The sequence below is a fragment of the Variovorax davisae genome (assembly GCF_030316845.1).
GTDB lineage: Bacteria > Pseudomonadota > Gammaproteobacteria > Burkholderiales > Burkholderiaceae_C > Variovorax > Variovorax davisae.
In genome coordinates, this window is the sequence record NZ_JASZYS010000006.1 from 166,294 (window position 1) to 191,589 (window position 25,296).

Consider the following 25,296-nt stretch of genomic DNA (forward strand, 5'->3'; position numbering starts at 1 on the left):
AAGTCAGGTCGCACCATGAAGCATCCCCGAACCGCCGATGCGCACGCACTGCAAGACGGCTTCGTGCATGTGCGCGGCGCACGCGAACACAACCTCAAAGGCATCGACGTCGACTTGCCGCGAGACGCGTTGGTCGTGTTCAGCGGCGTGTCCGGCTCGGGAAAGTCCTCGCTCGCCTTCGGCACGCTCTACGCGGAAGCGCAGCGGCGCTACCTCGAATCGGTCGCGCCCTATGCGCGCCGCCTGATCGACCAGGCCGGCGTGCCGGAATTCGACGCGATCACCGGCCTGCCGCCGGCGGTGGCCTTGCAACAGCAACGCGGCGCACCCAGCAGCCGCTCGTCCGTCGGCAGCGTGACGACGATCTCCACTTCGTTGCGCATGCTCTATTCGCGCGCCGGCACCTACCCGCCTCGCCAGCCCATGCTGTTCGCGGAAGACTTCTCGCCCAATACCGTCCAGGGCGCCTGCCCCAGCTGCCACGGCCTGGGAATGACCTACGAGGTGACCGAACGCGCGATGGTGCCGGACGACTCGCTTACCATCCGCCAGCGCGCCATCGCGGCATGGCCCCCCGCGTGGCACGGCCAGAACCTGCGCGACATCCTGGTGACGCTGGGCCACGATGTCGACACGCCGTGGCGTGACTTGCCCAAGAAGGTGCGCCACTGGATCCTCTTCACCGAGGAGCAGCCCACCGTGCCCGTCTACGCCGGCTTCACGCCCGCCGAGACGCGGGCCGCACTGCGCAGGAGGATGGAGCCCAGCTACCAGGGCACTTTCATCGGCGCGCGGAAGTACGTGCTCCACACCTTTGCCACGACCCAGAGCGACCTTATGAAGAAGCGCGTCGCGCGGTTCATGGAACCGAGTGTCTGCCCCGCCTGCAACGGGCGGCGGCTGAAGCCCGAGGCCCTGTCCGTGACCTTCGCGGGCCATGACATCGGCACGCTGTCCCGCTTGCCGCTCGCGGAACTGGCGCAGGTGCTGGCGCCCGCAGCGCGTGGCTCGTTCTCCAAGACGACCGACGCGAAGGTGCCGAGCCGGGCTGCGGCGAAGCGCGACACGGCCAGGCGCGCGGCAGCCGGCGGCTCGGCCCATGCAGGCGCTCCCGATGTGCGCCGCACGCCGGCACTCTCCGAGGAAAAGCGCATCGCAGCCCAACGGATCGCGCACGACGTGCTCCAGCGCGTCACGACCCTGCTCGACCTCGGCCTCGGCTACCTCTCGCTCGACCGGGTCACGCCGACGCTGTCGCCCGGCGAACTCCAGCGCATGCGGCTGGCCACGCAGATCCGCTCGAACCTGTTCGGCGTGGTCTATGTGCTCGACGAGCCCTCCGCCGGACTGCACCCTGCGGACGGCGAAGCCCTGCTGGCCGCCCTGGCCCGCCTCAAGAGCGCGGGCAACTCGCTGTTCGTCGTCGAGCACGACCTCGACATCATGCGGCGGGCCGACTGGCTCGTCGATGTCGGCCCCGACGCCGGAGAAAAGGGGGGCCGGATCCTGTTCAGCGGACCGCCCGAAGGCCTGCGCGGGATCGAAGGCTCGCACACCGCGCGCTACCTCTTCGACACGGAAGCGCCGCCACCGCGGAGGCCGCGGGAGCCCGACGGCTGGCTCGCGCTCGCCCATGTGAGCTGCAACAACCTGCACCAGCTCGATGTCGAGTTTCCGCTCGGGGTCCTCACGGGCGTCACCGGTGTTTCGGGTTCCGGCAAGTCAAGCCTGGTGACACGGGCCCTGAAGGAGCTCATCTCGGCCCACCTGGGTCACGAGGCGCCGCAGGACGACGAGGAAGCCGGGCTTGAATCGACGGCGAAGGACCGGGTCACAGGCCGCATCGCCAGCGGCGCGGAATCGCTGCGGCGGCTGGTGCACGTCGACCAGAAGCCGATCGGCCGCACGCCGCGGTCGAACCTCGCGACCTATACCGGGCTGTTCGATCACGTTCGCAAGCTGTTCGCCGCCACCCCCGCCGCGCGGGCGCGGCGCTTCGACGCCGGCCGGTTCTCGTTCAACGTGGCCAAGGGGCGGTGCGACACCTGCGAGGGGGAGGGCTTCGTCAGCGTGGAGTTGCTGTTCATGCCCAGCGTCTATGCACCCTGCCCGACCTGCCACGGCGCACGCTACAACGAGAAAACGCTGGCCATCCGCTGGCGCGGGAAGAGCATCGCCGACGTGCTCGGGATGACCGTCGATGAGGCCGTCGACTGCTTCGCCGACGAGCCGGCGGTGGAGCGGCCGCTGATGCTGCTGCAGGCCATCGGCCTCGGGTACCTGCGCCTGGGCCAGCCGGCCACCGAGCTGTCGGGCGGCGAGGCCCAACGCATCAAGCTCGCCACCGAACTGCAGCGCGCGCAGCGCGGCAACGGTCTCTACCTGCTCGACGAGCCCACCACCGGACTGCACCCCGCCGATGTCGACAAGCTCATGGCGCAACTCGCCGGCCTGGTCGATGCGGGCAACACGGTGATCGTGGTCGAACACGACATGCGCGTGGCGGCGGCCTGCGATTGGGTCATCGACATGGGACCGGGCGCAGGGCACGACGGCGGCCGCGTCGTGGCGGCCGGGGCGCCAGCCCAGGTGGCGGCCACGGCGAGAAGTCTCACGGCGCCCTACCTGGCCCGCTTCGCGAACGCCCCTGCACGTGCCGGCGGCGCGTGAGTCCGAGCTCGCGGCCGGCTACGCGCCGGCTGCCGTCGTGCGGCTGAACATCGCCCACTTCACGGTGAGGATATCTGCCGCGATCTTGGCGGCGTTGACGCCGGCGTACGACTGGGCGGGATCGAATTCGAAGGCCTCGTGGTACCGAACCACCTGCGCGTAGTCCCTGTCGAAGGTCATCGGGCCCATGAGCGCCATCGGATCCACCCCTGCCGGGACGGCCAGAAGCTTCTTCGGATCGGTGGCGCTCTGGTAGAGGTCTACGCGCAGCAGGCTCATACGATGCTCCCGTCGGGGTGTTGATGCGGTGTCGCACACGGGCGTTCGGACGCCGTGCTCCCGCGCTTCGGTCCGTTTTGCTTGGGGGTGGTGCGTCGCATCATCATCCGCTTCGGTCGCCGCGCCTGCAATCGGAGGCGACCTGCAAGACACCCGGTCGGCGACATCGTCTCGGGGGTGCGAACGGCAGGCGACTGGCCGGCGCACTCTCTCTGCTTCCTGGGCCTGCCTGTCCAGACCGGCCAGCCAATCGCCCGCCGACGGCTGGCGCGTCCCCTCATCCCTGGCGAGTCCCTGGATGACGTCGACGAGATCGGTTCGGCGGTTCATGAGAATGATTTCTATTCTTCTCGCTACCGTCGTGCGTCGGCCGATGCCAACGCCTGCCACGGAAGCCGACCTACAACGCCGGCCAGGGCCCTCGACGAGGACGACGCGTCGAGGGCCGACGTCGGGGTTTTGTTGCAAAAGATCCGGATGTGGCGCCACGCGCCTACACCGCGGGCCCCTGGCGCGGCCTAGCCTTCGCTTCCCCCCGACGAGAAAACCCCATGGCCAAAAAACCCAGCACCCCGCCCGCTTCCCTGCCGACCTCCGAACTCGACGCGGCTCATGCCGCCGCCCGCAACACGGACAGCGCGCCCGCCACGCCGCCGCCGACTGCGGCCGGCAAGGGCGATGCGCCCACGCAGAAGGCGATCGACACGGGCGCGATGGCCACCGCCATGCCCTTCAATCCGAACAAGTCGCTCGAGCATGGCGAGACCCATGCGAACTCGGCGCCGGTCGGCGCCAGCGTGAGCCCGCCGTCGCGGCTGCCAGGCGCCAGTACCTTGAGCGAACGGAACGCCTCGGACAAGACCGGCACCGCCGCGCGCGACGGCGTCAACGCCACCGTCGGCACGCTGGACCGGGTTCGGGTCGACGCCAGCGGCCAGGTCCTGACGACCAACCAGGGCGTTGCGATCGCGGACAACCAGAACTCGCTCAAGGCCGGCGCGCGCGGGCCGGTGCTGCTCGAGGACTTCATCCTGCGCGAGAAGCTCACGCATTTCGACCACGAGCGCATTCCGGAACGCATCGTCCATGCGCGCGGGTCGGGGGCCCACGGCTTCTTCGAGTGCTACGAACCGCTGACGAAGTACACCAAGGCGGCGCCCTTCAAGGAAGCCGGCAAGATCACGCCGGTCTTCGTGCGCTTCTCGACCGTGGCCGGGGAGCGCGGCTCCAAGGACACGGCGCGCGACGTGCGCGGCTTCGCGGTCAAGTTCTACACCGACGAAGGCAACTGGGACCTGGTCGGCAACAACATGCCGGTCTTCTTCATCCAGGATGCGATGAAGTTCCCGGACCTCGTCCATGCGGTCAAGCCCGAGCCCCATCACCAGATGCCGCAGGCCGCCAGCGCCCACGACACCTTCTGGGATTTCGTATCGCTGATGCCGGAGTCGACCCACATGCTGATGTGGCAGATGTCCGATCGCGCCATTCCGCGCAGCTACCGGATGATGCAGGGCTTCGGCGTCCACACCTTCCGGCTCGTGAACGACGGGGGCGAATCGGTGTTCGTCAAGTTCCACTGGCAGCCCAAGCTCGGCACCCATTCGATGGTGTGGGAAGAGGCCGTGAAGATCTCGGGGGCCGATCCGGACTTCCATCGCCGCGACCTGTGGGAGGCGATCGAGGCCGGCGAATACCCCGAGTGGGAATTGGGCCTGCAGATCTTCACGGAAGAGCAAGCCGAGACCTTCAGCTTCGACATCCTCGATGCCACCAAGCTGGTGCCCGAGGAACTGGTGCCGGTGCAGATCGTCGGGCGCATGGTGCTCGACCGCAACCCCGACAACTTCTTCGCCGAGACCGAGCAGGTCGCCTTCTGCACTGCCCATGTGGTGCCGGGCCTGGACTTCAGCAACGACCCGCTGCTCGCGGGCCGGATCCATTCCTATGTCGACACCCAGATCAGTCGCCTGGGCGGACCCAACTTCCACGAGCTGCCGATCAACGCGCCACTCGCGCAGGTGCACAACAACCAACGCGACGGCATGCACCGGCAGGCGATCCACCGCGGCCGGGTGGCCTACGAACCCAATTCGCTGGCGGGCGGCTGTCCGTTCCAGGCCGGCGCGGACCAGGGCTTCGTGAGCGTGGCGCGGCGCATCGATGCCAAGCAGAGCGCGGACAAGGTGCGCATCAAGCCCGAGAAGTTCGCCGATCACTACACGCAGGCGCGGCTTTTCTTCGAGAGCCAGTCGGAGGTCGAGCAGGCGCACATCGGCAATGCCTTCCGCTTCGAACTGTCGAAGGTCACGGTGCCGGCGATTCGCGAGCGGGTGGTGTCGATGCTGCGCAATGCCGTGCCCGCATTGGCGGCGCGTCTGGCGCAGGATCTGGGCATGGAACTGCCCGACGCGATGCCCAAGGCGCTCGAGAACCCCAGCGCGCCCGAGGTCGCCAACTCGCCGGCCTTGTCGCTGCTCGCACGGCCGGGCGATGGTGGCATCCGAACCCGCAAGGTGGCCGTGCTGGTGGCCCATGGCGTGGAAGGCGCATCGCTGGGCAAGGTGGTGTCGGCACTGGTGGCGGCCGGCGCGGTCCCGCGCCTGGTGGCGGCGCGGCTCGGCACCTATGCGGCCGTGGGCGGCGAGAAATTCGCCGCCGATGCGACGATGGAGAATTCGCCGGGCTTTCTCTTCGACGCGCTGGTGCTGCCGGACGGCGCGGACGCCGTGGCGAGCCTCGACGAGGATGCGCACACGCTCGAGTTCGTGCGGGCCCAATACTGGCACTGCAAGACCATCCTGGCCCTGGGTGCCTCTCAGGCGCTGCTCGACGAGGCCCAGATCCCGCTCACGCTGCCCGACGGCTCGACCGACCCGGGGCTGATCCTCGCCGACGCCGCGGCGGCCGACCAGGCCGTGGCGGACTTCATCGACGCCATGGCCCTGCACCGTCACTTCGGCCGCGAGAACGATCCGCCGGTCGAATGAGAGGGGTGCCGGCCGTCGCCTTCATGGTCATGAGCCTGCTGATGCGCTACGCCCTGCGGCCCGTCGTCATCGAAGATGCACCCCGCAAGCCCGGCCCGGACCGCAACTCGTTCAGCCGCGTCGAGCACCGTAGCCGATGAAGAATCGGAGGCTGTCCGGATTCGACATGGCATCGGGACTGGCGACCTTCTCCGCCGCCGCCCCCAGCAGCAATCTGCGCACAGGCACTTCCATCTTCTTTCCGCTCAGCGTGCGGGGGATGTCTTCGACCTGCAAGACCTCGTCCGGAACATGGCGGGCCGAGGCCTTGGTGCGGATTTCCATGCAGATGCGCTGCCTCAGCGCATCGTCCAGCATGATGCCCGGCTGCAGCACCACGAACAGCGGCATGAAGGAGGGGCGGCCCAGGTATTCGAGGTCCACCACCAGGCTGTCACGCACCTCGGGCAGGGCTTCCACCACGCGGTAGATTTCGGCCGTGCCCATGCGGATCCCGAAGCGGTTGATCGTGCTGTCGGAGCGACCGTAGATGACGGAACTGCCGTGCGGCGAGAAGCGGATCCAGTCGCCGTGGCGCCACACGCCGGGGAACGTGTCGAAGTAGCTCTCGAGGTAGCGCTTGCCGCCGGGGTCGTTCCAGAAGTACACGGGCATCGAGGGCATGGGCTGCGTGATCACGAGCTCGCCGACCTCGCCCACCACCGATTGCCCGGCCTCGTCGTATGCACAGGCGGCAACGCCGAGCTCGGGGCACTGGATCTCGCCGGCACGGACCGGCAGCGTCGGCGCGCACGCCACGAAGCCCGATGCGATGTCGGTGCCGCCACTGATGGAAGCCAGCCAGAGATCCGGCTTGACCGCCTCGTAGACCCAGCGATAGGCGTCCACCGGCAAGGGCGAGCCGGTCGCGTTGATGGCACGGAGCTTGTCGAGCCCTGCCCGATCGCGCGGACGCAGGCCATCCTTCATGCAGTTGATCAGGTACGCTGCGCCGCAGCCGAAGAGCGTGACGCCCTGGGCGTCGATGAACCGCCACAGGGTGTCGGCGTCCGGCCAGCCGGGGTTGCCGTCGTAGAGCACGATGCTCGCACCGGTCAGGAGCGCGCCGACCTGGAGGTTCCAGACGATCCAGCCGGTGCTGCCCAGGAACAGCAGGCGATCGCCGGCGCGCAGGTCGTGCTGCAGCGCCATCGTCTTCAGGTGCGTGAGGACGATCCCGCCGTGGCTGTGGACCATGGCCTTGGGCAGCCCGGTGGTTCCTGACGAATACACGATCCACAGCGGATGGTCGAACGGCAGTCGCTCATAGCGCGGCGGCGCCGGTTCGGCGATTGCCTCGGCCCAATCGACGCGGTCGCGCCAACCGACGGTTCGCCCGCTGGCCAGCGGTCCCGGCACGTGAACGACGCGCCGTACCGTGGGCAGCTGCGAAAGCAACGCGTCGACCTGCGGCGAACGGTCGTGCAGCTTGCCGTTGTAGCTGTAGCTGTCGGATGCGAGCAGCAGGCAGGGTTCGATCTGCCTGAGGCGATCCAGCACCACCGAAGGGCCCATGTCCGGGGCGCAGCCGGACCAGATCGCACCGATGCTGGCGCAGGCGAGGAAGGCCACGACCGTTTCTGGTCGATGGGGCAGATAGCCCGCGACGCGGTCTCCCGATCGGACGCCCCACGCGCGCATGGTTGCCGCCAAGGCGGCGGTGTCGCGCTCCAGCTCGGCCCAACCGACTTCGCGCAGCGGCGCGTTCTCGCTGCGGGCCACGATCGCCGGCCGGGCGGTCGTGGCGTTGCGCAGCAGATTCTCGGCGTAGTTGAGCCGCATGTTCGGGAACCAGCGCGCACCGGGCATCTGGCGGCCTTCGAGCACGGGCTCGCGCTCGCCCTCGCCGATCACGTCGAAGTACGCCCAGATGGATTGCCAGAATCCTTCCAGATCGTTGACCGACCAGTGCCACAGGTCCTGGTAGCCCGAGGCTTGCACGCCGTGGCGCTGCGCCAGCCACTGCTGATAGTGATGCAGGCGACTGGCACCGACCTGCTCGGGCGAGGGCGACCACAGCAGCTCGCCGTGGCCATCTGGGAGGGAATTGGGTTGCATCGGGGGGGACTGAACAGAGGGAAGAAGCCTTACCGGGGATCGCATCCGAAGTGATGCAGCACGTTGCGCAGCAAGCCATCGAACACGGGATCGCGACCGACGACCCATGCAGCACCGACCGCGCCGGCATGAAACACCCGGCCGCCCTGGGGCCGTTCCCAGTAGATCATCTCCGCCGACAGACCTTCCAGCGAGTCCGTCGCGCGCGAAAACCAGTCGAGGTAGGTGTCCAGTGCGCCAGGGACACGGCGGATGCCCTGCGCAACCACGCTCAGGCCGGACGGCGGCTCGGGCAGCGTGGCGCCAGGGGGCGTGTGGCGGGTCATCCGCCTCAGTGTCGCGGCGCTCAGATCCCATTCGTGGCCGATGGCGCGGGGCAGTCCGCCGCCGGGCGCATGGCCGAAGGTCTGCCCGCGTTCGAGCCCCAGGGGGTAGGGACGGTTGAACAGGGGATGGTCAGGCTCGGCGACGTGATAGACGCCGAAATCTTCCGCATCGGCGAAGCCCCATCCTGCGGTCTCCAGGCCGATGATGCTGGCGGCCGAGCGGCCCACGGCGCGCAACTGGCCGCCACGCGCCCAGTCCTGGCTGTGGAACTCCTCGCCGAAGGGGCCGGCCGGCGGCCGCATGCCGGCCTCCGCAGGATCGGCGCCGCGCTCGTCGTTCTTGCGCTGCTCCATGACGCGCATGTCGTCGTCGAAGCTGACCCGCAGGTACATGGTGTTGCCAGAGAGCACCAGCGCCTGTCCGCCTCGTCTCAGCAAGGCATCGAAGCCATCCACCACGGGCGTGGACCAGTACTCGCTGTGGCCGTTGACAGCGACGGTGCGATAGGACGCCAGCAGGTCCGGGTCCGCGTGCACGTCGAGGTCGGCCAACAAGTCGAATTCGTAACCCTCCCGTTCGAGCCACGCGTGCAGCCGGCGCTCCAGCCGGGTCCACTGCGAGAAGCCGCTGCCCACCGGATCGTAGAGTGCCGCCGGACTGGCGTTCGGCCATGGCATGCGCAGCCCGGTGAAGTAGCTCGGCTGGCCGGCCTGGTGATAGGTGTAGCTGCAGAACGCGGGCGCCTGCGGATGGCTGTTGGGCAGCCCGGTCGAGCGGCGCGGCCACACGGGGTCTTCCACCTGGTTGCGCGCGAAGGGCGTGGCAGCGTATGCCAGCCAGCTGCTCATGGCACAAAGCACCAGCAGCGGCGCAGGTCGGGCGCCTGCGGGACGCTTGACCAGGAACGTGATGTCGTAGACCGCCTCTTGCCCTTCCCAATCGAATCGCAGGCGCGCCACATGCAGACCGGGCCGGGCATCGGCCGGCAGTGTCAGGGTGTGGGTGGCCGTCCAGCGGCAGTCGTAGAGGTCGTCGCTGGCGAGGCGCAAGCCCTGCCGTTGCCCATGCGGATCGAACGCGTCCTGGGCGTCGTCGACCGCCTCGTCGAAGGCGGGCCCTCGCACCATCCAGGTTCCATGGTTGACGATGCGACCCGCGCGCTGGTGGCCACTGGTGTCGGCGAGGCCATCGCCCCGCCCTTCGCGCAAGGGCCAGCAGGCCCGCACGGCCGGATCGACCGGCAGCCGCAGCGCACGCTGGGCGGCCCGTGCGGCGATCTCCGCGGCCGACAGCGCACGCTCGTAGATCACCGGCAGGGCCAGGTCCACGTCCGCCAGGGCATCGACGCCGTGGGCCTGTCCGGCCGCACCCAGGCGCAGTGGCGCAGCGCCCGGGCAGACCGGGCCGCTCCGTGGCCAGTGTCCAGCGCACGCGCCATCGATCCACAAGGCCGCCGACCGACCATCCCAGGTCGCCGCGACATGCTGCCATCGCCTCGTGGCCAGCCCCTGCCCGACGTGCAGGCCGACATCGCTTTGCGGACCGCCATCGCCCAGGTACAGCGCCAGCGCGCCGTCGGCCTCGATGAACAGGCCGAAGCCGCAATGCGCGGGCGCATCGTATTGCGTGATCAGGGCCTGTCGCTCGCCGGTCGAGCGCCAGGGCATGACCCAGCACTCCAGCGTCAGTCCCGACAGTGGCAGCTGCGCGGGCAGGCCTCTTTCGACATGGACGTATGAACCGGGATGGATGGACTGGACCCGGGCCGGGGACGCTCCGAGGTCCGCCACCACGGTGTCGTCACGGCGACTGTCCGCATCTGCGCCCAGGCGACACACCGACAGCTGATAGGGCCGGTCGCTGCTGATGTGGATGCCGATCGGCTCGCCGGCATGGACGGTCTTCGAGCCGGTGTAGCCATGCACGCCCGGCACGGCCAGCGGGCGGTGCGGCGGGATCGATCGGCTCATTCCGCGGTAAAGCCCGACGCCTTGACCACCGGCCCCCAGCGCTTGAGGTCGTCCGCGATCAGGTTCGCCAGTTCGTCGGGCGTGCTCGGGTTCGCATCGCTGCTGAGCTTGGCCAGGCGCTGCTGCACTTCGGGCATGGCCAGCGCCTTGCCAAGTGCCGCATGAAGTTGCGAGATCGTCGCGCGCGGCGTGGCGGCAGGCGCGAACAGGCCCGTCCATTCGAGATTGTCGAAATGCGGCTGGCCCAGCTCCTTGAGCGTCGGCACGTCCGGCAGCAGCGCGGCGCGCTTCGACCCGTTCACCGCGATCACCTTGAGCTTGCCGGCCTGCTGGTATTGCACGAGATCCGCGATCGGGGTGATGCCGGCGGCGACCTGGTTGCCCAGCAGGTCCTGGACCAGGGGAGCTGCGCCGCGATACGGCACCGACGTCAACTCGACCTTGGCGTCGCTGCCGAGGCGGTAACCGATGAACTGCGCGACGCTGCCGGCGGCCGGCACGCCGTAGGTGGCCTTCGACTTGTCGTTGCCGGCCAGCGCCAGCCATTCGCGGACGTCCCGCACGGGCAGCGCCGCCGGCACGGCGAGGCCTTCGTAGAAGGTCGCGATGCGACCGACAGCCTGGAAGTCCTTCACCGGATCGTAGTGCACCGACTTCGAGGTCAACGGCAGCATGACCATCATGTGCATGTTGGCCAACAGCACGGTCAGGCCATCCGCGGGCGCAGCGCGCACGTAGTCGGCAGCGATCTGGCCGCCCGCTCCCGTGCGGTTCTCCACCACCACCGGCACGCCCAGTTCCGACGCCAGCTTGTCGGCCAGCGTGCGGGCCTGCACATCGGCCGAACCGCCGGCCGGATAGCCGACGATCAGCCGCAGCGCTCCCTTCGAGGTGGGCACCTGGGCGGGGGCCGCGCAGGCGAAGGCGAGGCTCGCGCAGACGAGCGAACAGCGAAGCAAGACGGGCAGCGTCATGGTGGCATCTTTCAGGAGAATGGCAGGGAGGGAAAAGAGGGAAAAGGCAGTCGAAGCGGCGCGTTCCGCACGCGAGATTCAGGTCAGCCTGGAACGCGTCACTTCATCGGCCAGATCGCGGAGCGCCCGCTCGAGCTTTTCGACCAGCTCGTCGAGCTCGGACTCGCTGATCGTCAGCGGCGGCGTGATCATCTGGAAATCGCCGAAGGCCCCCAGGTTGGCGCGGCGGTTGTACAGGGCGATGCCATGCCGAAGCCCATGTGCAGTGAGCTTCGAAGGTGCATTGAATGCGGGCGGCAGCGCCCGACGCGTGGCCTTGTCGGCCACCAGTTCGATGGCACTGAGCAAGCCGAGGCCGCGTACGTCGCCCACCAGAGGCGATCGCTCGGCCAGCGCCTCCAGGCGCCGACGCAGGCTCTCGCCGCGCTCGCGGGCACGTGAAACCAGGTCGAGGCGCTCGACCTCGTCCATCACCGCATTGGCGACGGCGCAGGAAAGCGGGTTCGTGAAGTAGGTGTGCCCGTGCACGAAGCCGCCCTGCCCGGCCACGGCGTCGACGATGCGGTTGGGTGCCAGCAGGCAGCCCAGCGGCGTGTAGCCCGCGGCCAGCCCTTTGGCCAGCGTCACCAGGTCGGGTCGCGCGGCGCGCCAGTGGTGCGCGGCCAGGAACTCTCCGGTGCGGCCGGCGCCGCTCATGATCTCGTCATAGATCAGCAGCACGCCATGGTGGTCGCAGATCTGTCGCACGCGCTCGAAGTAGGCCGCCGACGACACCACGGCGCCGGTGGACAGGCCCCCGATGGGCTCGATGATGAAAGCAAGGATGGATTCCGGCCCCTCGCGCTCGATGGTCCGGGCGAGCTCCTCGGCGCACGCCATGGCGTGGCTCTCTTGCGTGTGACCGTCGGGAATCCGGTATGACAGCGGCGCGGGCACTTTGGGCATCGACCTGGTCATGGGCCCGTAGATCGACTGGGTGTGCTCGTCGCCGGTGACGGCGAGCGCGCCAAGGGTCGAGCCGTGGTAGCTGGGGTTGCGCGAAATCACCTTCCAGCGACCGGCCTGTCCGCTCACCACCGCGTACTGGCGCGCCAGCTTGAGGGCCGACTCGTTGGCCTCGGAGCCGCCCGAGATGAAGAAGGCGCGGTCGAAGCCCTCACCGGCCAGGGCACAGACACGGTCGGCCAGCGCGATGTTGTGTTCGCTTTCGAAGAAACGCGGGTACGCGAAGCTCACGCGCGCGGCCTGTTCCTGCATGGCGGCGAGCACATGCGCGTTTCCGTGGCCGATGTTGGCGACCACGGCCCCCGCCGTCGCGTCCAGATAGCGCTTGCCGTCGGCGTCCCAGAGGTAGACGCCTTCGCCCCGATCGATGCGCGGCGGCCGCGGCGAGCCCTTGGGGCTGTAGAAGGCAAGGACCGAGCCGCCTTGCGCGGTGTCGCCGAGCAGGCGCGGGGCAGCAGGGGTCACGAGGGCACTGGCGTGAGTATTCATGGCGCAACAATACGGAGGTCCCGAGCTGAAGAGAAGCAGCATGGAAGGATGAAGTCCTATACGCTACGCGCATGAAGCTCGTCCATGACCGCCTCGATCTGCTGACCACCTTCCTTCGCGTGGCCGAGACCGGCTCGCTGAGCAAGGCGGCTCGGCTGCTCGGCATCACCCAACCCACCGCCAGCCGGCGCCTGATCGAACTCGAGCGGCTGCTGGGTTGCAAACTGGCGCTGAGGACGACTGCGAGCTTTTCGTTGACCGACGAGGGGCGCCTGTTGATGGCCGAGGCCCGGGCCTTGTCCGACGGGTGGGCGAGCCTGGCCGAGCGAATTTCCGGCGGCCGCAGCCGGCCTGAAGGCACCTTGCGGGTGATCGGTCCCTCGGGCTATGGAACGGGCTTCCTCACGGATGCGGTGACGGACCTGTGTGCCGCCTGGCCGCAACTGCGCGTGGAACTGACCTTGACCGATCGGGTGGTGGACCTCGTCGCCACCGGCGCGGAATGCTGGGTTTGCGTCGGCGAGGTGCACGATCCGGGTCTGGTGAGCCGGCCACTGGGACGGATGGAGAGGATCCTGGTGGCCCACCCTGCGTTGCTGCGTCGCATCGGTCGCGTGACCCCCGCCACCTTGCCCACGTTGCCGTGTGTGGGGCTGGTGCCGTACTTCCATGGCTCGGTGCGCCTGCGGGATGCCGCCGGGCGCTCGCAGACGGTCTCGATCGACACGCCCCTGCGCACGGACAGCCTGCTGTCGAGCTACCGGGCCATCCTCAATGGCGCCGGCATCGGCGCGGCCGCACCCTGGATGTGTGCGGCCGATCTCGAATCCGGACGACTCAAGCGCGTGCTGCCACGCCTGTGGCTCGAGCCGGTCGGCATCCATGTCGCCCTGCCGCCGGGATTGCATCGACCCGCGCGGGTGACGGCATTCATCGCCGCATTGGAGCGAAGGATCAAGGACATGCGCGGCTTTCAATCGCCGAGCTAGATCCTTCGCGATCGTGGAGCAACAGGAACAGGTCGACAAGCTGGTCGAAGTGCGAGCGCAGTGTCCGGGCTTTCGCGCGAACAGCGCCCTCCGCATGCAGCATGCATCCCCAGCCCGTCGCACGTCTCAGGCCTCCCGTTGTGGCCTGCATGCATTAGTCTTCGATCCCGCCATGAGCCATCCGATAGCCGCACTGATGAGACCGCGTTGGTTGCTGGGCCTGCTCGCCGGCATGGCCACGCCGTTGGTGCCGGTGATGGCCCAGCCCGATCCCGCCCTGCTGGGCAACAAGGGTGCGTTCATCGCCGACGTGCTGCGGCAGATGACGCTCGATGAAAAGATCGGCCAGCTTCGCCTCATCAGCTTCGGCCCGCTGATGTCGGCGCCGCAGCTTGCCGAGGAAGTGGCCGCCGGCCGCGTCGGCGGCTCCTTCGGCGTCGTCAGTCGCCCGGAACAGCGTCCACTTCAGGAAGCGGCCATGCGCCGCAGCCGGATGAAGATCCCGATGTTTTTTGCCTACGACGTGGTCCATGGCCACCGCACCACCTTCCCCATCGGCCTCGGCCTCGCGTCGAGTTGGGATCTGGACGCGGTTCGGCTGAGCGCGCGCGTCGCCGCGCAAGAGGCCAGCGCCGACGGCATCGATTTCACGTTTGCGCCGACCGTCGACATCGCCCGCGACCCCCGCTGGGGCCGGACCTCGGAAGGCTTCGGTGAAGACCCGTACCTCGTCTCGCAGATGGCGCGCGCGATGGTCGAAGGCTTCCAGAACGATTCGGCCGCCAAGCCGGACAGCCTCATGGCGTCGGTCAAGCATTTCGCGCTGTACGGCGCCGTCGAAGGCGGGCGCGACTACAACATCGTCGACATGAGCCCGATGCGCATGTACAACGACTACCTGCCGCCGTACCGCGCGGCCATCGATGCGGGTTCGGGCGGCGTGATGCTCGCGCTGAACGCCGTCAACGGCGTGCCGGCCGCGGCGAACACCTGGCTGCTGCAGGACCTGCTGCGCAAGGACTGGGGCTTCAAAGGCGTGACGGTCAGCGACCACGGTGCCATCGCCGAACTGCTGCACCACGGGGTGGCGCGTGACCAGGCCGAAGCCGCCAGGCTCGCCATCAAGGCCGGTGTCGACCTGAGCATGGCCGACGAGATCTACATCAAGCAGCTGCCCGGTCTGGTGAAGTCCGGCCAGGTCCGCGCAGGCGACATAGACAACGCGGTGCGTGAGGTGCTGGGCGCCAAGTACGACATGGGGCTTTTCCGTGATCCGTTCCTGCGCATCGGCAAGGCCGAGGACGACCCGGCAGAGCGCAAGGCCGACAGCCGCCTGAACCGCGCGCCGGCCCGTGACGTGGCCCGCAAGTCGATCGTGCTCCTTGAAAACCGCAACCGCACGCTGCCGTTGATCAGGGCCGGAACCATCGCGCTGGTCGGACCGCTCGCGGATTCGCAGGTCGACATGCTGGGCGCCTGGTCGGCCCAGGGCGTGCCGGCCTTGGCAGTGACCTTGCGTCAGGGCATGACGGCGGCGATCGGCGACAAGGCGAGGCTGCTCTTCGCACGCGGCGCGAACGTCACCGAAGACAGATCGATCGTCGACTACATGAACTATCCGAACGGGGAGGCGCAGGAGATCGTGCAGGATGGCCGCAGGCCGCAAGAGATGATCGACGAGGCCGTGGCCGCGGCAAGGCAGGCCGACGTGGTCGTGGCTGCCGTGGGCGAGTCGCGCGGCATGTCGCATGAGTCGTCGAGCCGCACGCGCCTCGATCTGCCGGAGAGCCAGCAGGCTCTCTTGCGAGCGCTCAAGGCCACGGGCAAGCCATTGGTGCTGGTGTTGATGAACGGCCGCCCACTCGCGCTCGGCTGGGAGAAAGCCAATGCCGACGCGCTGCTGGAGACCTGGTTCGCCGGCACCGAAGGCGGCAACGCCATCGCCGATGTGCTCTTCGGCGACGCCAATCCGTCGGGGAAACTGCCGATCTCGCTGCCTCGCTCGGTGGGGCAGATCCCGACGTACTACAACTTCCCGCGCCTCGGCCGGCCTTTCACGCCGGGCAAGCCCGGCAACTACACCTCGCAGTATTTCGACGAACCCCAAGGCGCGCTCTACCCCTTCGGCCATGGCCTGAGCTACACCGAATTCGCACTGTCGGACCTGGCCCTGTCGTCGCGCACGGTGCGAAAGGGCCGTACGGTCGAGGCGAGCGTGACCGTGAAGAACATCGGCGAGCGCGCCGGCGAAGCGGTGGTGCAGCTCTACATCCAGGACGTGGTCGCTTCGGTCGTGCGCCCGGTCAAGGAACTCAAGGGCTTCCGCAAGCTGATGCTGCAGCCGGGCGAGACGCAGGTGGTGCGCTTCCCGATCGGCGAGACGATGCTGAGCTTCTACAACCAGCAACTCCAGCGCGTCGCCGAACCCGGCACTTTCAACGTGCAGGTGGGGCTCGACTCACGCGAGGTATTGCAGGAGAGTTTCGAACTGCTGCCCTGATGTCTGGGCGCCGTGCCCATACAGCATCCTGGAAGCTGCTCGACAAGAAACGGGCCGCAGAGCGGCCCGTTCCTGTGATCTCGTCGGCCGCACCCGGCCGCTTGCACTGTCAGCTTGCGGATGCAGCCGTCTCCGGTGTGGCGGAGCCCGACGCAGTCGCCGCCGCGCTCGTGGAAGCGCGCGGGCTGCGGGTCTTGACGGCCTTCTTGGGGGCCTGCACCGCAGCCTTGCCAGCCTTGGACGCGCCAGCTGCCTTCTTTGCCGGCGCGGCCTTCCTCGAAGCAACGCGCTTCTTTGGCGCAGCTTTCTGAGCGACCGGCTTGCCCGCCTTGGCTTCGGGAACTGCGACAGGCGCCGCGGCGACTTTCCTGCCGCGAATCGACTTCTTCACCGGTGCTGCAACTGCACGGGCCTTGCGGGTGGCCTTCTTCGCCACTGCAGCAACAGGCGCAACCGCCTTTTCGACCGAAGGCGCTGCAACGACGCCGGATTGGTCGATGAGAAACTTGTCTCGGTTGCGGGCCGTGGCAATCCACCCGGGCGCCTTGCCGAAGCCCGTCCAGGTCTTGCCCGTCTTCGGGTGACGGTACTTGGGAACGCCTGCACCCTTGCGCGCTGCCTTGCCACCACCCAAGGCCTTGCCGGTGGCCGCCTTCAATGCCTTGGCGCCCCGTCCAAAGAGATGCTCGGCCGTCAGGCCGAACGTGGCAATCGACTCCTTGATTTGTGCAACCACCTTTGTCATCTCAGCTGCGCGAAGCGCGGCCGCTTCTTTCTCGAGCTTGGCGATGGCGGATTTGAGTTGCGCGTAGGACTTCGTCATTGAGTCTGGAACCTTTGAAGTTGAGGGAGTTCGTCGCTTGGCAACATGACGCTGGCGACGAGGGCGTCTGGATATCGATCATTCGATGAATGGATCTTGATTGATCGGAGCGCACGCCGATCCGGATTCTAAGGTCCGCTCCTCGAGATGCCGCACCGGCGTTCCGGGCTCGATGCAGGCATCGATGAGCGACATCGCGACGCCTCAAGGACGCATCACTGTCGACTGGTGCAGCGGCAGCAAGGCCAGCGCCACGTCAGTTCGCTACGTTCGGGTGGGGAAGGCCATCGCGATCACTTCGTCCGCACTGAGCTGGCGGCCCTCACGACGAAGCCGAGCAAGCTCCTCGGTGTCCAGACCCTTCCCGACGATGGCGAGGGCTTCCTCGTAGCAGCGCACGGGCACCGGCGCCAGGCCTTTGAGGTCGGCCCCCAAGCGGTTGTCGATGTACGCCATCGTCTTGGCTGCTTCGACGAACCGTTGCTGGCACGCGAGCAGTTGGGCGATATAGCAAAACGCCCAGGCACCCGGGCCTATCGCGTGCATGATCATGCTCGTCGCGGTCCGCAACGAGGTCTCCGCGGCGTCGAGATTGCCGAGACCGACGAGTGCCAAGCCGCGCCGAGAGAGCAGATGTGCACGCAGCGAGGTGCTTTCGATGGCCCTGGGCCGGGCAAGAAGCTCGTCGCATCGATGCAATGCAGAAGCAAAGTCTCCCGCCGCCAGGTCGTAGAGTGGCAGCACGCCTTCGCACCAGTCCCTGAAGAAGTTGTCCCCTCGACGTTGGCTCTGCAGGACGGCGTCGATGAGTTTTCGTGCCTCCTCCGGCCGGCGCTCGATGTGGTATTCGTGGAATGCCTTGCACCAGGCGATGGCAAATCGCGTCCACGACGGCCAAGCCGGGTCAAGCAGCGCCTCCATCTCGGTCAGCACTTTTTCCGCCGCAACACGGTCGGCGAGATGTGCGAATGAGAGCGCGGTGGGTATCAATGACCTGAACACCCAGAATCGATCGCCCAAGCCGCGAAACAGCTCGGCGGCCCTGAGTCCCGCCTCGGCCTGGCGCTTCGTGTCGGTCCACAGTCCCAGGTCCGCGACGGCGAACCAGAAGCGCGCTGCCAGCCGAGGCCGCGTGGCTTCGTCCACCCAGGGCTCGATGGTTCGGTACAGTCGCGCACCTTCGTCGTTGAAGCCGTGAGCATCCCAGAGTCTGTCGGTGGCAGCGGCTATGGCGACGGCGATCTGGCGATCTCCACTGGATCCCATCGCCCAGGCTGCGGCCGCGCGGACGTTGTCGAGATCGGGCGCGATGCGGCGCATCCGCGTCAGCGGCTCCTCGAAGGGATCGTCACCCGTCAAGGTGTCGGCGACCGCCTGCGCATGCCGCCTGCAGATCGCTTCGAGCGATCCTGCCGCGGCCAGCCGCTCCAGCGCAAAAGCCCGGCTGCTCTCGAGCAGCCTGTAGCGCTTTGTCTCCCCGCCCTCCGCCAGGACCAGCGACTTGTCCACCAGGGAGGCCAAGTGATCGAGCACCGCCCACGCATCGATCGCTTCGTCGGCCGCCACCTGCTGCGCGGCCTCGAGTGAAAACGTGCCGATGAACACGCCGAGCCGATCGAACACCGTCTGCTCCACCAGCGTCAGCAGCCCGTGGCTCCACTGCAGTGCCGCCCGCAGTGTCTGATGCCGAGGCGGCGCCGTGCGGCTGCCCGCCGCCAAGAGCTTCAACCGCTCGTCCAGCCGCTGACGCACCCCGCGCACGCCCAGCAGCGACACCCGCGCCGCGGCCAGTTCGATCGCGAGTGCCATCCCATCGAGCCGGCGGCAGATCTCGACCACGTGGTCCACGTTCTCGGTGTCCACGGCGAAGCCTGGATCGACAGCCTGGGCGCGCGCGACGAACAGCTGCACCGCGCCGTAGCCGAGCGCGGCGCTCACGCCCGCGCTCGGGGGCACCGCCAGCGGGTTCAGCCGACTGATCTGTTCCTGCGCGATGTGCAGCGGTTCCTGGCTCGTGACGAGCAGCCGCACGCCCGGGGCGCCCGCCACGACCTGCGCGACCAGTTCGGCCACCGCTGCGATCAGGTGCTCGCAGTTGTCCAGCACGAGCAGCAGCCGCTGGTCCCTGAGCACCTGCACCAGGGACGCAAGCGCGGTCTCCTTCTGCGCGATGGGATGCCCCAGCACCCGCGCCACCGTTGGCACCACCAACTGCCCATCTGCCAGGGGAGCCAACTCCACGATCCAAGCGCCGTCGGCATGGTTGCTGCGCGCGGCGTGGGCCACCGCCTGCGCTGCCCGGGTCTTGCCGATACCTCCAGGGCCTACCACGCTCACCACACGATGAAGCTCGAGCAGCCGGACCAGCGCGGCAATGTCCTCCGCGCGTCCATACAGGTGTGACAGCTGCGCCGGCAGGTTGCCCAAGGCCTGTCCCGCCGTGGCTTCCGGGCGAGGCGCTTCACCCGCTGCGCCTGAATCCGGGGCCACCGCCCCTTCGATGGGGAGCCCGAACGCATGCAGCGGCTGCCCGATGTTGCGCAACGCATGCTGGCCCTGATCCACGAAGCGGCGACCGGCCTGCTCACCCAATGTGAGGCGCACCGAGTCCGAGACCGAGATCCCTCCCTCGAGCGCCAGCGCCTGAAGACGCGCCGCCACGTTCACCCCGTGGCCATAGATGGAGCCGTCGGCTTTCTCGATGATGTCGCCCAGGTGGACGCCGATGCGAAAACGCAGGCGCGCGGCCTCGAAGGGGCCCGCATGCGCAAGCTGTCGCTGCACAGCCATGGCCGCATCCACGGCACCGGCAGCGGTCTCGAACACTGCCAGCACGGAGTCGCCGGCCGTGTCGACGATGCGCCCGCCGTGTTCGACGACGCGCTTGCGAAAGACCTGGCGCGCCGCATCGAGCTCGACCACCGTCGCACGCTCGTCCTGGGCCATCCGTCGCGAATACCCCGACGCATCGGCGCAGAGGATCGCCATCAACCTATGCCGCAGGCCCGAATCGTTCACGAGACACCCCCGCCCGTATGCGCAGCAGCATCGTAGTCTTCGCGCAAGGCCGTGTCACCCATGCAACGCGCGCCGCCCGGCGGCCACGCCAGGGCTGGCAATGAGGCCGTACGCGACCGGGCCGCCAGGGCCTTTGCGGGCAGATGCCGTCGATGCAGAGGCGGATCAATCCGCCGCGAAGCAGTAGAACAGCCCCGCTCCGCCGGTCTTCGGCAGGTCGTCCTTGCTGCAGCCGGCGGTGTTGTGCGAGGAGTTCCACGACACCGCCCAGGGGTCCTGGCTGGGGCCCGAGCGGTCGAAGTGGCCGACGATGGCCGAGCCGGCGCCGTTCTTCGTCCACTCGCCACAGGTCATGTCGGGCTGGTTCGGGAACGACGCGGGCGCGCTGCCGTCCGGTCGCGTGCCGGTGAGGATGTCGTGCTGGTTGGGCTGCTTGGAGCGGTCGTTGGCCACTGTGCCCTTCTCGCTCAGCGCGGTTTCCTTGTTGACGTTGTTCTTGTCGCCATGCAGTTCGGCAACGTTGCTTGCGACGAGCACGCCCTTCTGGTTGAACCACGGGCCTTTGCCGATGCGGTCGCGCGCGTGCACCGCGGCGGTGCCGGGCGGGATGAAGCCCGTGCTGAGGTAGGCGCGCCACGTGCGATTTCCCGCACCGACGGCCGACGCCAGCTTCTGGCAATGCGCATCCGCACCCGCCAGGCCGCCCAGATTGGCGCCGTCGCCCGGATTCACGCTGGTCACGAAGAAGCTCATGGGCCCGGTCTTCGGGGCGGAGGCGCAAGACACGACAAGGGCGGTCAGAGACGCGGCCGAGACGACATACATCAGGCGATGGCTACGGCGCATTTGCGTTCTCCGGTGAAGCGGCCAACAGCTTACGTTCGGGCAGCAACACCATCGCTCGGGAGTTACCCGAGCGACCGGCGGATGGCGAGTCGGCCTGCATCGCGGGGAACGGGCTCCAGGGCTTGAAAGGTGCGCGAATCGCAGGCTCGCGAACCGACGATGGACGCCTCGCCGCGCGCCAGTCCGTGGCGGCGGCGGCGCGCGTGCTGCTGCGTGCGTCGGCGATGCATTCGGCCGCCGAGTTCGGGTAATCCCTGTTCATCGTTGCGCCCAATTGCACGCTTCTTGTGCTGATAATACGAATTAGCAAATCTAGTAATACGCATCAGCAACCCATGCCCGCCGGCCGCCGCCTGACCCAGCAAGACATTGCCAAGCTCGCCGGCGTGAGCCAGGCCACGGTGTCCCTGGTCCTCAACGGCGCCGACCACGCACTGGCGCGCATTCCGCCCGAAACGCGGGAGCGGGTGCAGAAGATCATCCGCGAGACCGGCTATGTGCCCGACCCGATCGCGCGCCGGATGGCCAAGGGATCGAACCGGATCCTGGGCGTGTTCACCTACGAGCCGGCCTTTCCGAATGCGCACGCCGACTTCTTCCTGCCCTTCCTGTTCGGCATCGAGGAGGAGGCGCAGGCGCATGGCTACGACCTGCTGCTGCTGACCGGCACCGGCCAGGGCGCGAACCGCAAGATATTCGCCGAGGAAAGCCGGCTGCGCATCGCCGATGGCTGCATCGTGCTCGGCAAGACCTTCGACCGGGCGGAGCTCGCGCGCCTGGTGGCGGGCGACTACCCCTTCGTGGCCATCGGCCGGCGCGAGGATGCGGGCGGGCCCGTGCCCTTCGTCGGCGGCGACTACGCCACGGCCACCGGTGCGCTGGTGCGGCAGGCGCGCGAGCTGGGGCACCGGCGCCTGGCCTGGCTCGGCTCGAACGGCCCGGCGGAATCGCCGCAGGATCGCTGGCGGGGCTTCACCGCCGCACTCGGCGACGACATGGAGCTCGTCCTGCGCCTGCCCGACCCGCCCGCCGACGATGGCCAGGCGCTGGACGCCTTGCTGGCCAGCGGCGCGACCGCGGCCTTCTGCGTCGAACTGGCCGATGCGGTGCGCCTCGAACGCGCGGCGAGAGCGCGCGGGCTGGGCCTGCCGGCCGATCTCTCGCTGGTCGCGCTGGGCTCGCACATCCGCACCGAAGGCAGCGGCACGCGCTTCGCCTCGTTCGCGATTCCGCGCGAGGAGATGGGCCGCCAGGCCACCGCCATGCTGGTGCGCCGGGTCGAGGGCGGCACGGCGCAGGCGGTGCAGCAGGTGCTGCTGCCCTGCGAGCCGATCCGCGGCGACACCCTCGGCCCCGCCAAGCCGTCCTGAACCCACCCCTTGGAACGACACAGCATGCGAGAAATGAAGACGGACATCCTGGTGGTCGGCGGCGGCCTCGGCGGCGTGGCCGCGGCGCTGGGCGCGCTGGAGGCCGGCCGCACGGTGGTGATGAGCGAGGCGTACGACTGGATCGGCGGGCAGCTCACCAGCCAGGCGGTGCCACCGGACGAACACAGCTGGGTCGAGCAGTTCGGCGTCACGCGCCGCTATCGGGCGCTGCGCGACGGCATCCGCCGCTACTACCGCGACCATTACCCGCTCACCGCGGCCAGCCGCGCCTGGGACCAGCTCAACCCGGGTGCGGGCTGGGTCAGCCGCATCTGCGCCGAACCGCGCGTCGGCCTGGCGGTGCTCGAAGCCATGCTGGCGCCCCATCGCGGCGCCGGCCGCCTGACGGTGCTGCAGCCCTACCGCCCGGTCGCGGCCGACACCCACGGCGACACGGTGCGCGCCGTGACGCTGCGCCATCGCGACACGGCCGACGAGATCACGGTGGCGGCCGCCTTCGTGATCGACGCGACCGAACTGGGCGACCTGCTGCCGCTCGCCGGCTGCGACTACGCGACCGGCTTCGAAAGCCGGGCCGACACCGGCGAGCCGAGCGCGCCGCCCGAGGCCCAGCCGCACAACGTGCAGGCGGTGTCGATCTGCTTCGCGATCGACCATGTCGACGGCGACCACACCATCGACAAGCCGCGCCACTACGACTTCTGGCGCGCCTACCAGCCGCATTTCTGGGGCGGGCCGCTGCTGGGCTTCAAGGCGCCGAACCCGCGCACCCTGGAGATCAGCGAGCGCTCCTTCACGCCCAACCCGGACGACGACCCGCTGCAGGTCGATGCCGACCAGCGCAAGAGCGGCGGCGACCAGAACCTGTGGACCTTCAGGCGCATCGCGGCGCGGCGCAACTTCGTGCCGGGCGCCTATGCCTCGGACATCTGCCTGGTGAACTGGCCCATGATCGACTACATGGAGGGCACGATCATCGACGTGCCCGAGGCCGAGCAGGCGCGCCACCTGCAGTCGGCGGCCGAGCTGTCGCACTCGGTCTTCTACTGGCTGCAGACCGAGGCGCCGCGGGTCGACGGCGGCACCGGCTTCCCGGGGCTGCGGCTGCGCGGCGACGTCACGGGCACCTCGCACGGCCTGGCCATGGCGCCCTACATCCGGGAGAGTCGCCGCATCCTCGGCGTGACGCGGATCGTCGAGCAGGACCTGTCGCATGCCGTGCGCGGCGACCAGGGCGCGGTGCGCTACCGCGACAGCGTCGGCGTGGGCATGTACCGCATCGACCTGCACCCGTCCACGGGCGGCGACAACTACATCGACGTGCCCTCCTGCCCCTTCGAGATTCCGCTCGGCGCCCTGCTGCCGCGCCGGATGACGAACCTGCTGGCCGGCGGCAAGAACATCGCCACCACCCACATCACCAACGGCTGCTATCGGCTGCACCCGGTGGAATGGAACGTGGGCGAGGTGGCCGGGATGCTGGCCGCCCATTGCCTAGCCCACGCCACCACGCCGCACGGGGTGCAGGCCGACGACGCGCGGCTCGCCGCGTTCCAGGCCGTGCTGGCGCGCGCCGGCGTCGAGACCCGCTGGCCCGACGTGCGCGCCTACTGAGACTTCGACCGCTTCGCAGACCCGACCGAGGAGACCCCGCACCATGATCCATTCCAAGACCTTCGCGAGCTGGCGTGCCATCGCCGGCGGTGTCGCCCTGTCGCTGGCCCTGGCGGCCGGCGCATCGGCCGAGACCCGGCTGCGCATGACCATCTGGAGCGCCAACGAGGCGCACCTGAAGCTCTTCAACGGCATTGCGGAGGGCTTCAAGAAAGACAACCCCGACGTCACGGTCAGCTTCGAATCGCTGCCTTTCGAGACCTACACGACCGCGCTGACGACCCAGATCGCCGGCGGCAACGCGCCCGACATGGCCTGGATCTTCGAGACCGCCGCCTTCGACTTCGTCAACTCCGGCGCACTGGCGCCGCTGACCAAGGCGCTGGCCGCCACGCCGGGCTACAGCCTCGGCGAGCTCAGCCCGTCGGCCACCGAGCGCTGGTCGAAGGACGGCGTGCTCTACGCCTATCCCTTCTCGACCTCGCCGTTCGCGGTGTTCGTCAACAACGACCTGGTCCGCAAGGCCGGCGCCAAGACCCCGGCCGAGCTCATCGCCGCCGGCCAGTGGACCTGGCCCCAGGCGATCGCGACCGCGCAGGCGGTCGCGCAAACCGGCAAGGGCGGCCTGGTGGTGCGCGACTTCAACTACCAGGCCTGGCAATACCTGTCCTCGGTCTGGAACGGCTGGGGCGCGGCGCCCTGGAGCGCCGACGGCAAGCGCTGCACGCTGGCCGACAAGCCGATGGTCGATGCCCTGGGCTTCATCCACGACGCGATCTTCGTCAAGAAGGCGATCCCCGGGCCGGGCCAGAACGTCGACTTCTTCGCCGGCGACGCCGCCATGACGATCACGCAGATCAGCCGCGCCTCGCTGCTGCCCAAGGACAAGCGCTTCGACTGGGACCTGGTCCCGCTGCCCAAGGGCACGGCGGGCGACTACGCGATCGTCGGCCAGGCCGGCATCGGCGTGCTGCAGTCGAGCAAGAACCAGGCCGCGGCGGCCGCCTTCGTCGCCTACATGACCAATCCGGAGAATTCGGCCAAGCTGGCGCAGTTCTTCCCCTCGGCGCGCAAGTCGCTGCTCAACGCCGAGGTGCTGGGCAAGACCAACGCCCTGCTCACGCCGGCGCAGCTCGACCGGGTCGTGGTCGCCGGCATCGCGACCGGCAAGCTGATGCCGGCGCACACCGACTTCGCGCGCCTGCAGCAGATGGTGCGTGCCGGCCTCGATGCCGTGTGGCAGCCGAAGGCCGACATCCCGGCCGCGACCCGCGCGATCTGCGCCCAGATCGCTCCGCTGCTCGCGCAGTAGGG

The 25,296-nt window shown here is 68.6% G+C and carries 15 protein-coding genes; 7 read left to right on the plus strand and 8 right to left on the minus strand.

The window, feature by feature from the left end; all coding sequences use genetic code 11:
* Positions 1 to 15: 15 nt before the first annotated feature.
* Complete coding sequence (locus tag QTI33_RS15765) at positions 16 to 2,670, plus strand: excinuclease ABC subunit UvrA (protein ID WP_286507023.1); 2,655 nt, start codon at positions 16 to 18, stop codon at positions 2,668 to 2,670.
* Between the two features lie 18 nt (positions 2,671 to 2,688).
* On the opposite strand, the gene QTI33_RS15770 is transcribed toward QTI33_RS15765, so the two are convergent.
* The gene (locus QTI33_RS15770; RefSeq protein WP_286507025.1) at positions 2,689 to 2,949 is read right to left on the minus strand and encodes a hypothetical protein; all 261 of its coding nucleotides are present in this window, start codon (positions 2,947 to 2,949) and stop codon (positions 2,689 to 2,691) included.
* 551 nt (positions 2,950 to 3,500) lie between these two features.
* Here QTI33_RS15770 and QTI33_RS15775 point away from each other — a divergent pair.
* The gene (locus QTI33_RS15775; protein WP_286507026.1) at positions 3,501 to 5,939 is read left to right on the plus strand and encodes a catalase; all 2,439 of its coding nucleotides are present in this window, start codon (positions 3,501 to 3,503) and stop codon (positions 5,937 to 5,939) included.
* Positions 5,940 to 6,050: 111 nt separating this feature from the next.
* Here QTI33_RS15775 and QTI33_RS15780 read toward each other — a convergent pair whose 3' ends face one another.
* The 4 genes from QTI33_RS15780 to QTI33_RS15795 form a co-directional block, all read right to left on the minus strand.
* Positions 6,051 to 8,036: an acetoacetate--CoA ligase gene (locus tag QTI33_RS15780; protein WP_286507027.1), complete on the minus strand. Its 1,986-nt coding sequence runs from the start codon at positions 8,034 to 8,036 to the stop codon at positions 6,051 to 6,053.
* Between the two features lie 29 nt (positions 8,037 to 8,065).
* Complete coding sequence (locus QTI33_RS15785) at positions 8,066 to 10,333, minus strand: LamG domain-containing protein (RefSeq protein ID WP_286507028.1); 2,268 nt, start codon at positions 10,331 to 10,333, stop codon at positions 8,066 to 8,068.
* Complete coding sequence (locus QTI33_RS15790) at positions 10,330 to 11,307, minus strand: Bug family tripartite tricarboxylate transporter substrate binding protein (RefSeq protein WP_286507029.1); 978 nt, start codon at positions 11,305 to 11,307, stop codon at positions 10,330 to 10,332. Before QTI33_RS15790 ends, QTI33_RS15785 begins: the two co-directional genes overlap by 4 nt.
* 78 nt (positions 11,308 to 11,385) lie before the next feature.
* Complete coding sequence (locus QTI33_RS15795; RefSeq protein WP_286507030.1) at positions 11,386 to 12,843, minus strand: aminotransferase family protein; 1,458 nt, start codon at positions 12,841 to 12,843, stop codon at positions 11,386 to 11,388.
* Positions 12,844 to 12,872: 29 nt separating this feature from the next.
* Here QTI33_RS15795 and QTI33_RS15800 point away from each other — a divergent pair, with 29 nt between their 5' ends.
* Complete coding sequence (locus QTI33_RS15800) at positions 12,873 to 13,790, plus strand: LysR family transcriptional regulator (protein WP_286507031.1); 918 nt, start codon at positions 12,873 to 12,875, stop codon at positions 13,788 to 13,790.
* Positions 13,791 to 13,962: 172 nt separating this feature from the next.
* Complete coding sequence (gene bglX, locus QTI33_RS15805; RefSeq protein WP_444814851.1) at positions 13,963 to 16,290, plus strand: beta-glucosidase BglX; 2,328 nt, start codon at positions 13,963 to 13,965, stop codon at positions 16,288 to 16,290.
* A 109-nt stretch (positions 16,291 to 16,399) separates the two neighbouring features.
* Here bglX and QTI33_RS15810 read toward each other — a convergent pair whose 3' ends face one another.
* The 3 genes from QTI33_RS15810 to QTI33_RS15820 form a co-directional block, all read right to left on the minus strand.
* Positions 16,400 to 17,113 carry an H-NS histone family protein gene (locus QTI33_RS15810; RefSeq protein WP_286507032.1) on the minus strand — a complete coding sequence of 238 codons (714 nt, stop codon included), beginning with the start codon at positions 17,111 to 17,113 and terminating at the stop codon, positions 16,400 to 16,402.
* A gap of 264 nt (positions 17,114 to 17,377) precedes the next feature.
* Positions 17,378 to 20,101 carry an adenylate/guanylate cyclase domain-containing protein gene (locus tag QTI33_RS15815; RefSeq protein ID WP_286507033.1) on the minus strand — a complete coding sequence of 908 codons (2,724 nt, stop codon included), beginning with the start codon at positions 20,099 to 20,101 and terminating at the stop codon, positions 17,378 to 17,380.
* A gap of 195 nt (positions 20,102 to 20,296) precedes the next feature.
* Entirely contained in the window at positions 20,297 to 20,977 is a 681-nt protein-coding gene (locus QTI33_RS15820) for a hypothetical protein (RefSeq protein WP_286507034.1), read from the minus strand.
* A 335-nt stretch (positions 20,978 to 21,312) separates the two neighbouring features.
* On the opposite strand from QTI33_RS15820, the gene QTI33_RS15825 reads away from it, so the two are divergent.
* The 3 genes from QTI33_RS15825 to QTI33_RS15835 are packed head-to-tail and all read left to right on the plus strand — an operon-like array spanning position 21,313 to position 25,294.
* Positions 21,313 to 22,347 (plus strand): LacI family DNA-binding transcriptional regulator, encoded by a 1,035-nt coding sequence (locus QTI33_RS15825; protein WP_286507035.1) that lies wholly within the window; start codon positions 21,313 to 21,315, stop codon positions 22,345 to 22,347.
* Between the two features lie 33 nt (positions 22,348 to 22,380).
* On the plus strand, positions 22,381 to 23,982 hold the full coding sequence (locus tag QTI33_RS15830; RefSeq protein WP_286507036.1) for an FAD-dependent oxidoreductase: 1,602 nt from the start codon (positions 22,381 to 22,383) through the stop codon (positions 23,980 to 23,982).
* A gap of 43 nt (positions 23,983 to 24,025) precedes the next feature.
* A complete protein-coding gene (locus tag QTI33_RS15835) occupies positions 24,026 to 25,294 on the plus strand; it encodes an ABC transporter substrate-binding protein (RefSeq protein ID WP_286507037.1) in 1,269 nt (422 codons plus the stop codon).
* Positions 25,295 to 25,296: the final 2 nt, after the last annotated feature.

Excerpts from the sequence above, each read along its gene's own strand:
- QTI33_RS15765 (WP_286507023.1), top strand. The coding sequence starts at position 16 with ATGAAGCATCCCCGAACCGCCGATGCGCACGCACTGCAAGACGGCTTC.
- QTI33_RS15770 (WP_286507025.1), bottom strand. The coding sequence starts at position 2,949 with ATGAGCCTGCTGCGCGTAGACCTCTACCAGAGCGCCACCGATCCGAAG.
- QTI33_RS15775 (WP_286507026.1), top strand. The coding sequence starts at position 3,501 with ATGGCCAAAAAACCCAGCACCCCGCCCGCTTCCCTGCCGACCTCCGAA.
- QTI33_RS15780 (WP_286507027.1), bottom strand. The coding sequence starts at position 8,036 with ATGCAACCCAATTCCCTCCCAGATGGCCACGGCGAGCTGCTGTGGTCG.
- QTI33_RS15785 (WP_286507028.1), bottom strand. The coding sequence starts at position 10,333 with ATGAGCCGATCGATCCCGCCGCACCGCCCGCTGGCCGTGCCGGGCGTG.
- QTI33_RS15790 (WP_286507029.1), bottom strand. The coding sequence starts at position 11,307 with ATGACGCTGCCCGTCTTGCTTCGCTGTTCGCTCGTCTGCGCGAGCCTC.
- QTI33_RS15795 (WP_286507030.1), bottom strand. The coding sequence starts at position 12,843 with ATGCTGCTTCTCTTCAGCTCGGGACCTCCGTATTGTTGCGCCATGAAT.
- QTI33_RS15800 (WP_286507031.1), top strand. The coding sequence starts at position 12,873 with ATGAAGCTCGTCCATGACCGCCTCGATCTGCTGACCACCTTCCTTCGC.
- bglX (WP_444814851.1), top strand. The coding sequence starts at position 13,963 with ATGAGCCATCCGATAGCCGCACTGATGAGACCGCGTTGGTTGCTGGGC.
- QTI33_RS15810 (WP_286507032.1), bottom strand. The coding sequence starts at position 17,113 with ATGACGAAGTCCTACGCGCAACTCAAATCCGCCATCGCCAAGCTCGAG.
- QTI33_RS15815 (WP_286507033.1), bottom strand. The coding sequence starts at position 20,101 with ATGGCGATCCTCTGCGCCGATGCGTCGGGGTATTCGCGACGGATGGCC.
- QTI33_RS15820 (WP_286507034.1), bottom strand. The coding sequence starts at position 20,977 with ATGCGCCGTAGCCATCGCCTGATGTATGTCGTCTCGGCCGCGTCTCTG.
- QTI33_RS15825 (WP_286507035.1), top strand. The coding sequence starts at position 21,313 with ATGCCCGCCGGCCGCCGCCTGACCCAGCAAGACATTGCCAAGCTCGCC.
- QTI33_RS15830 (WP_286507036.1), top strand. The coding sequence starts at position 22,381 with ATGAAGACGGACATCCTGGTGGTCGGCGGCGGCCTCGGCGGCGTGGCC.
- QTI33_RS15835 (WP_286507037.1), top strand. The coding sequence starts at position 24,026 with ATGATCCATTCCAAGACCTTCGCGAGCTGGCGTGCCATCGCCGGCGGT.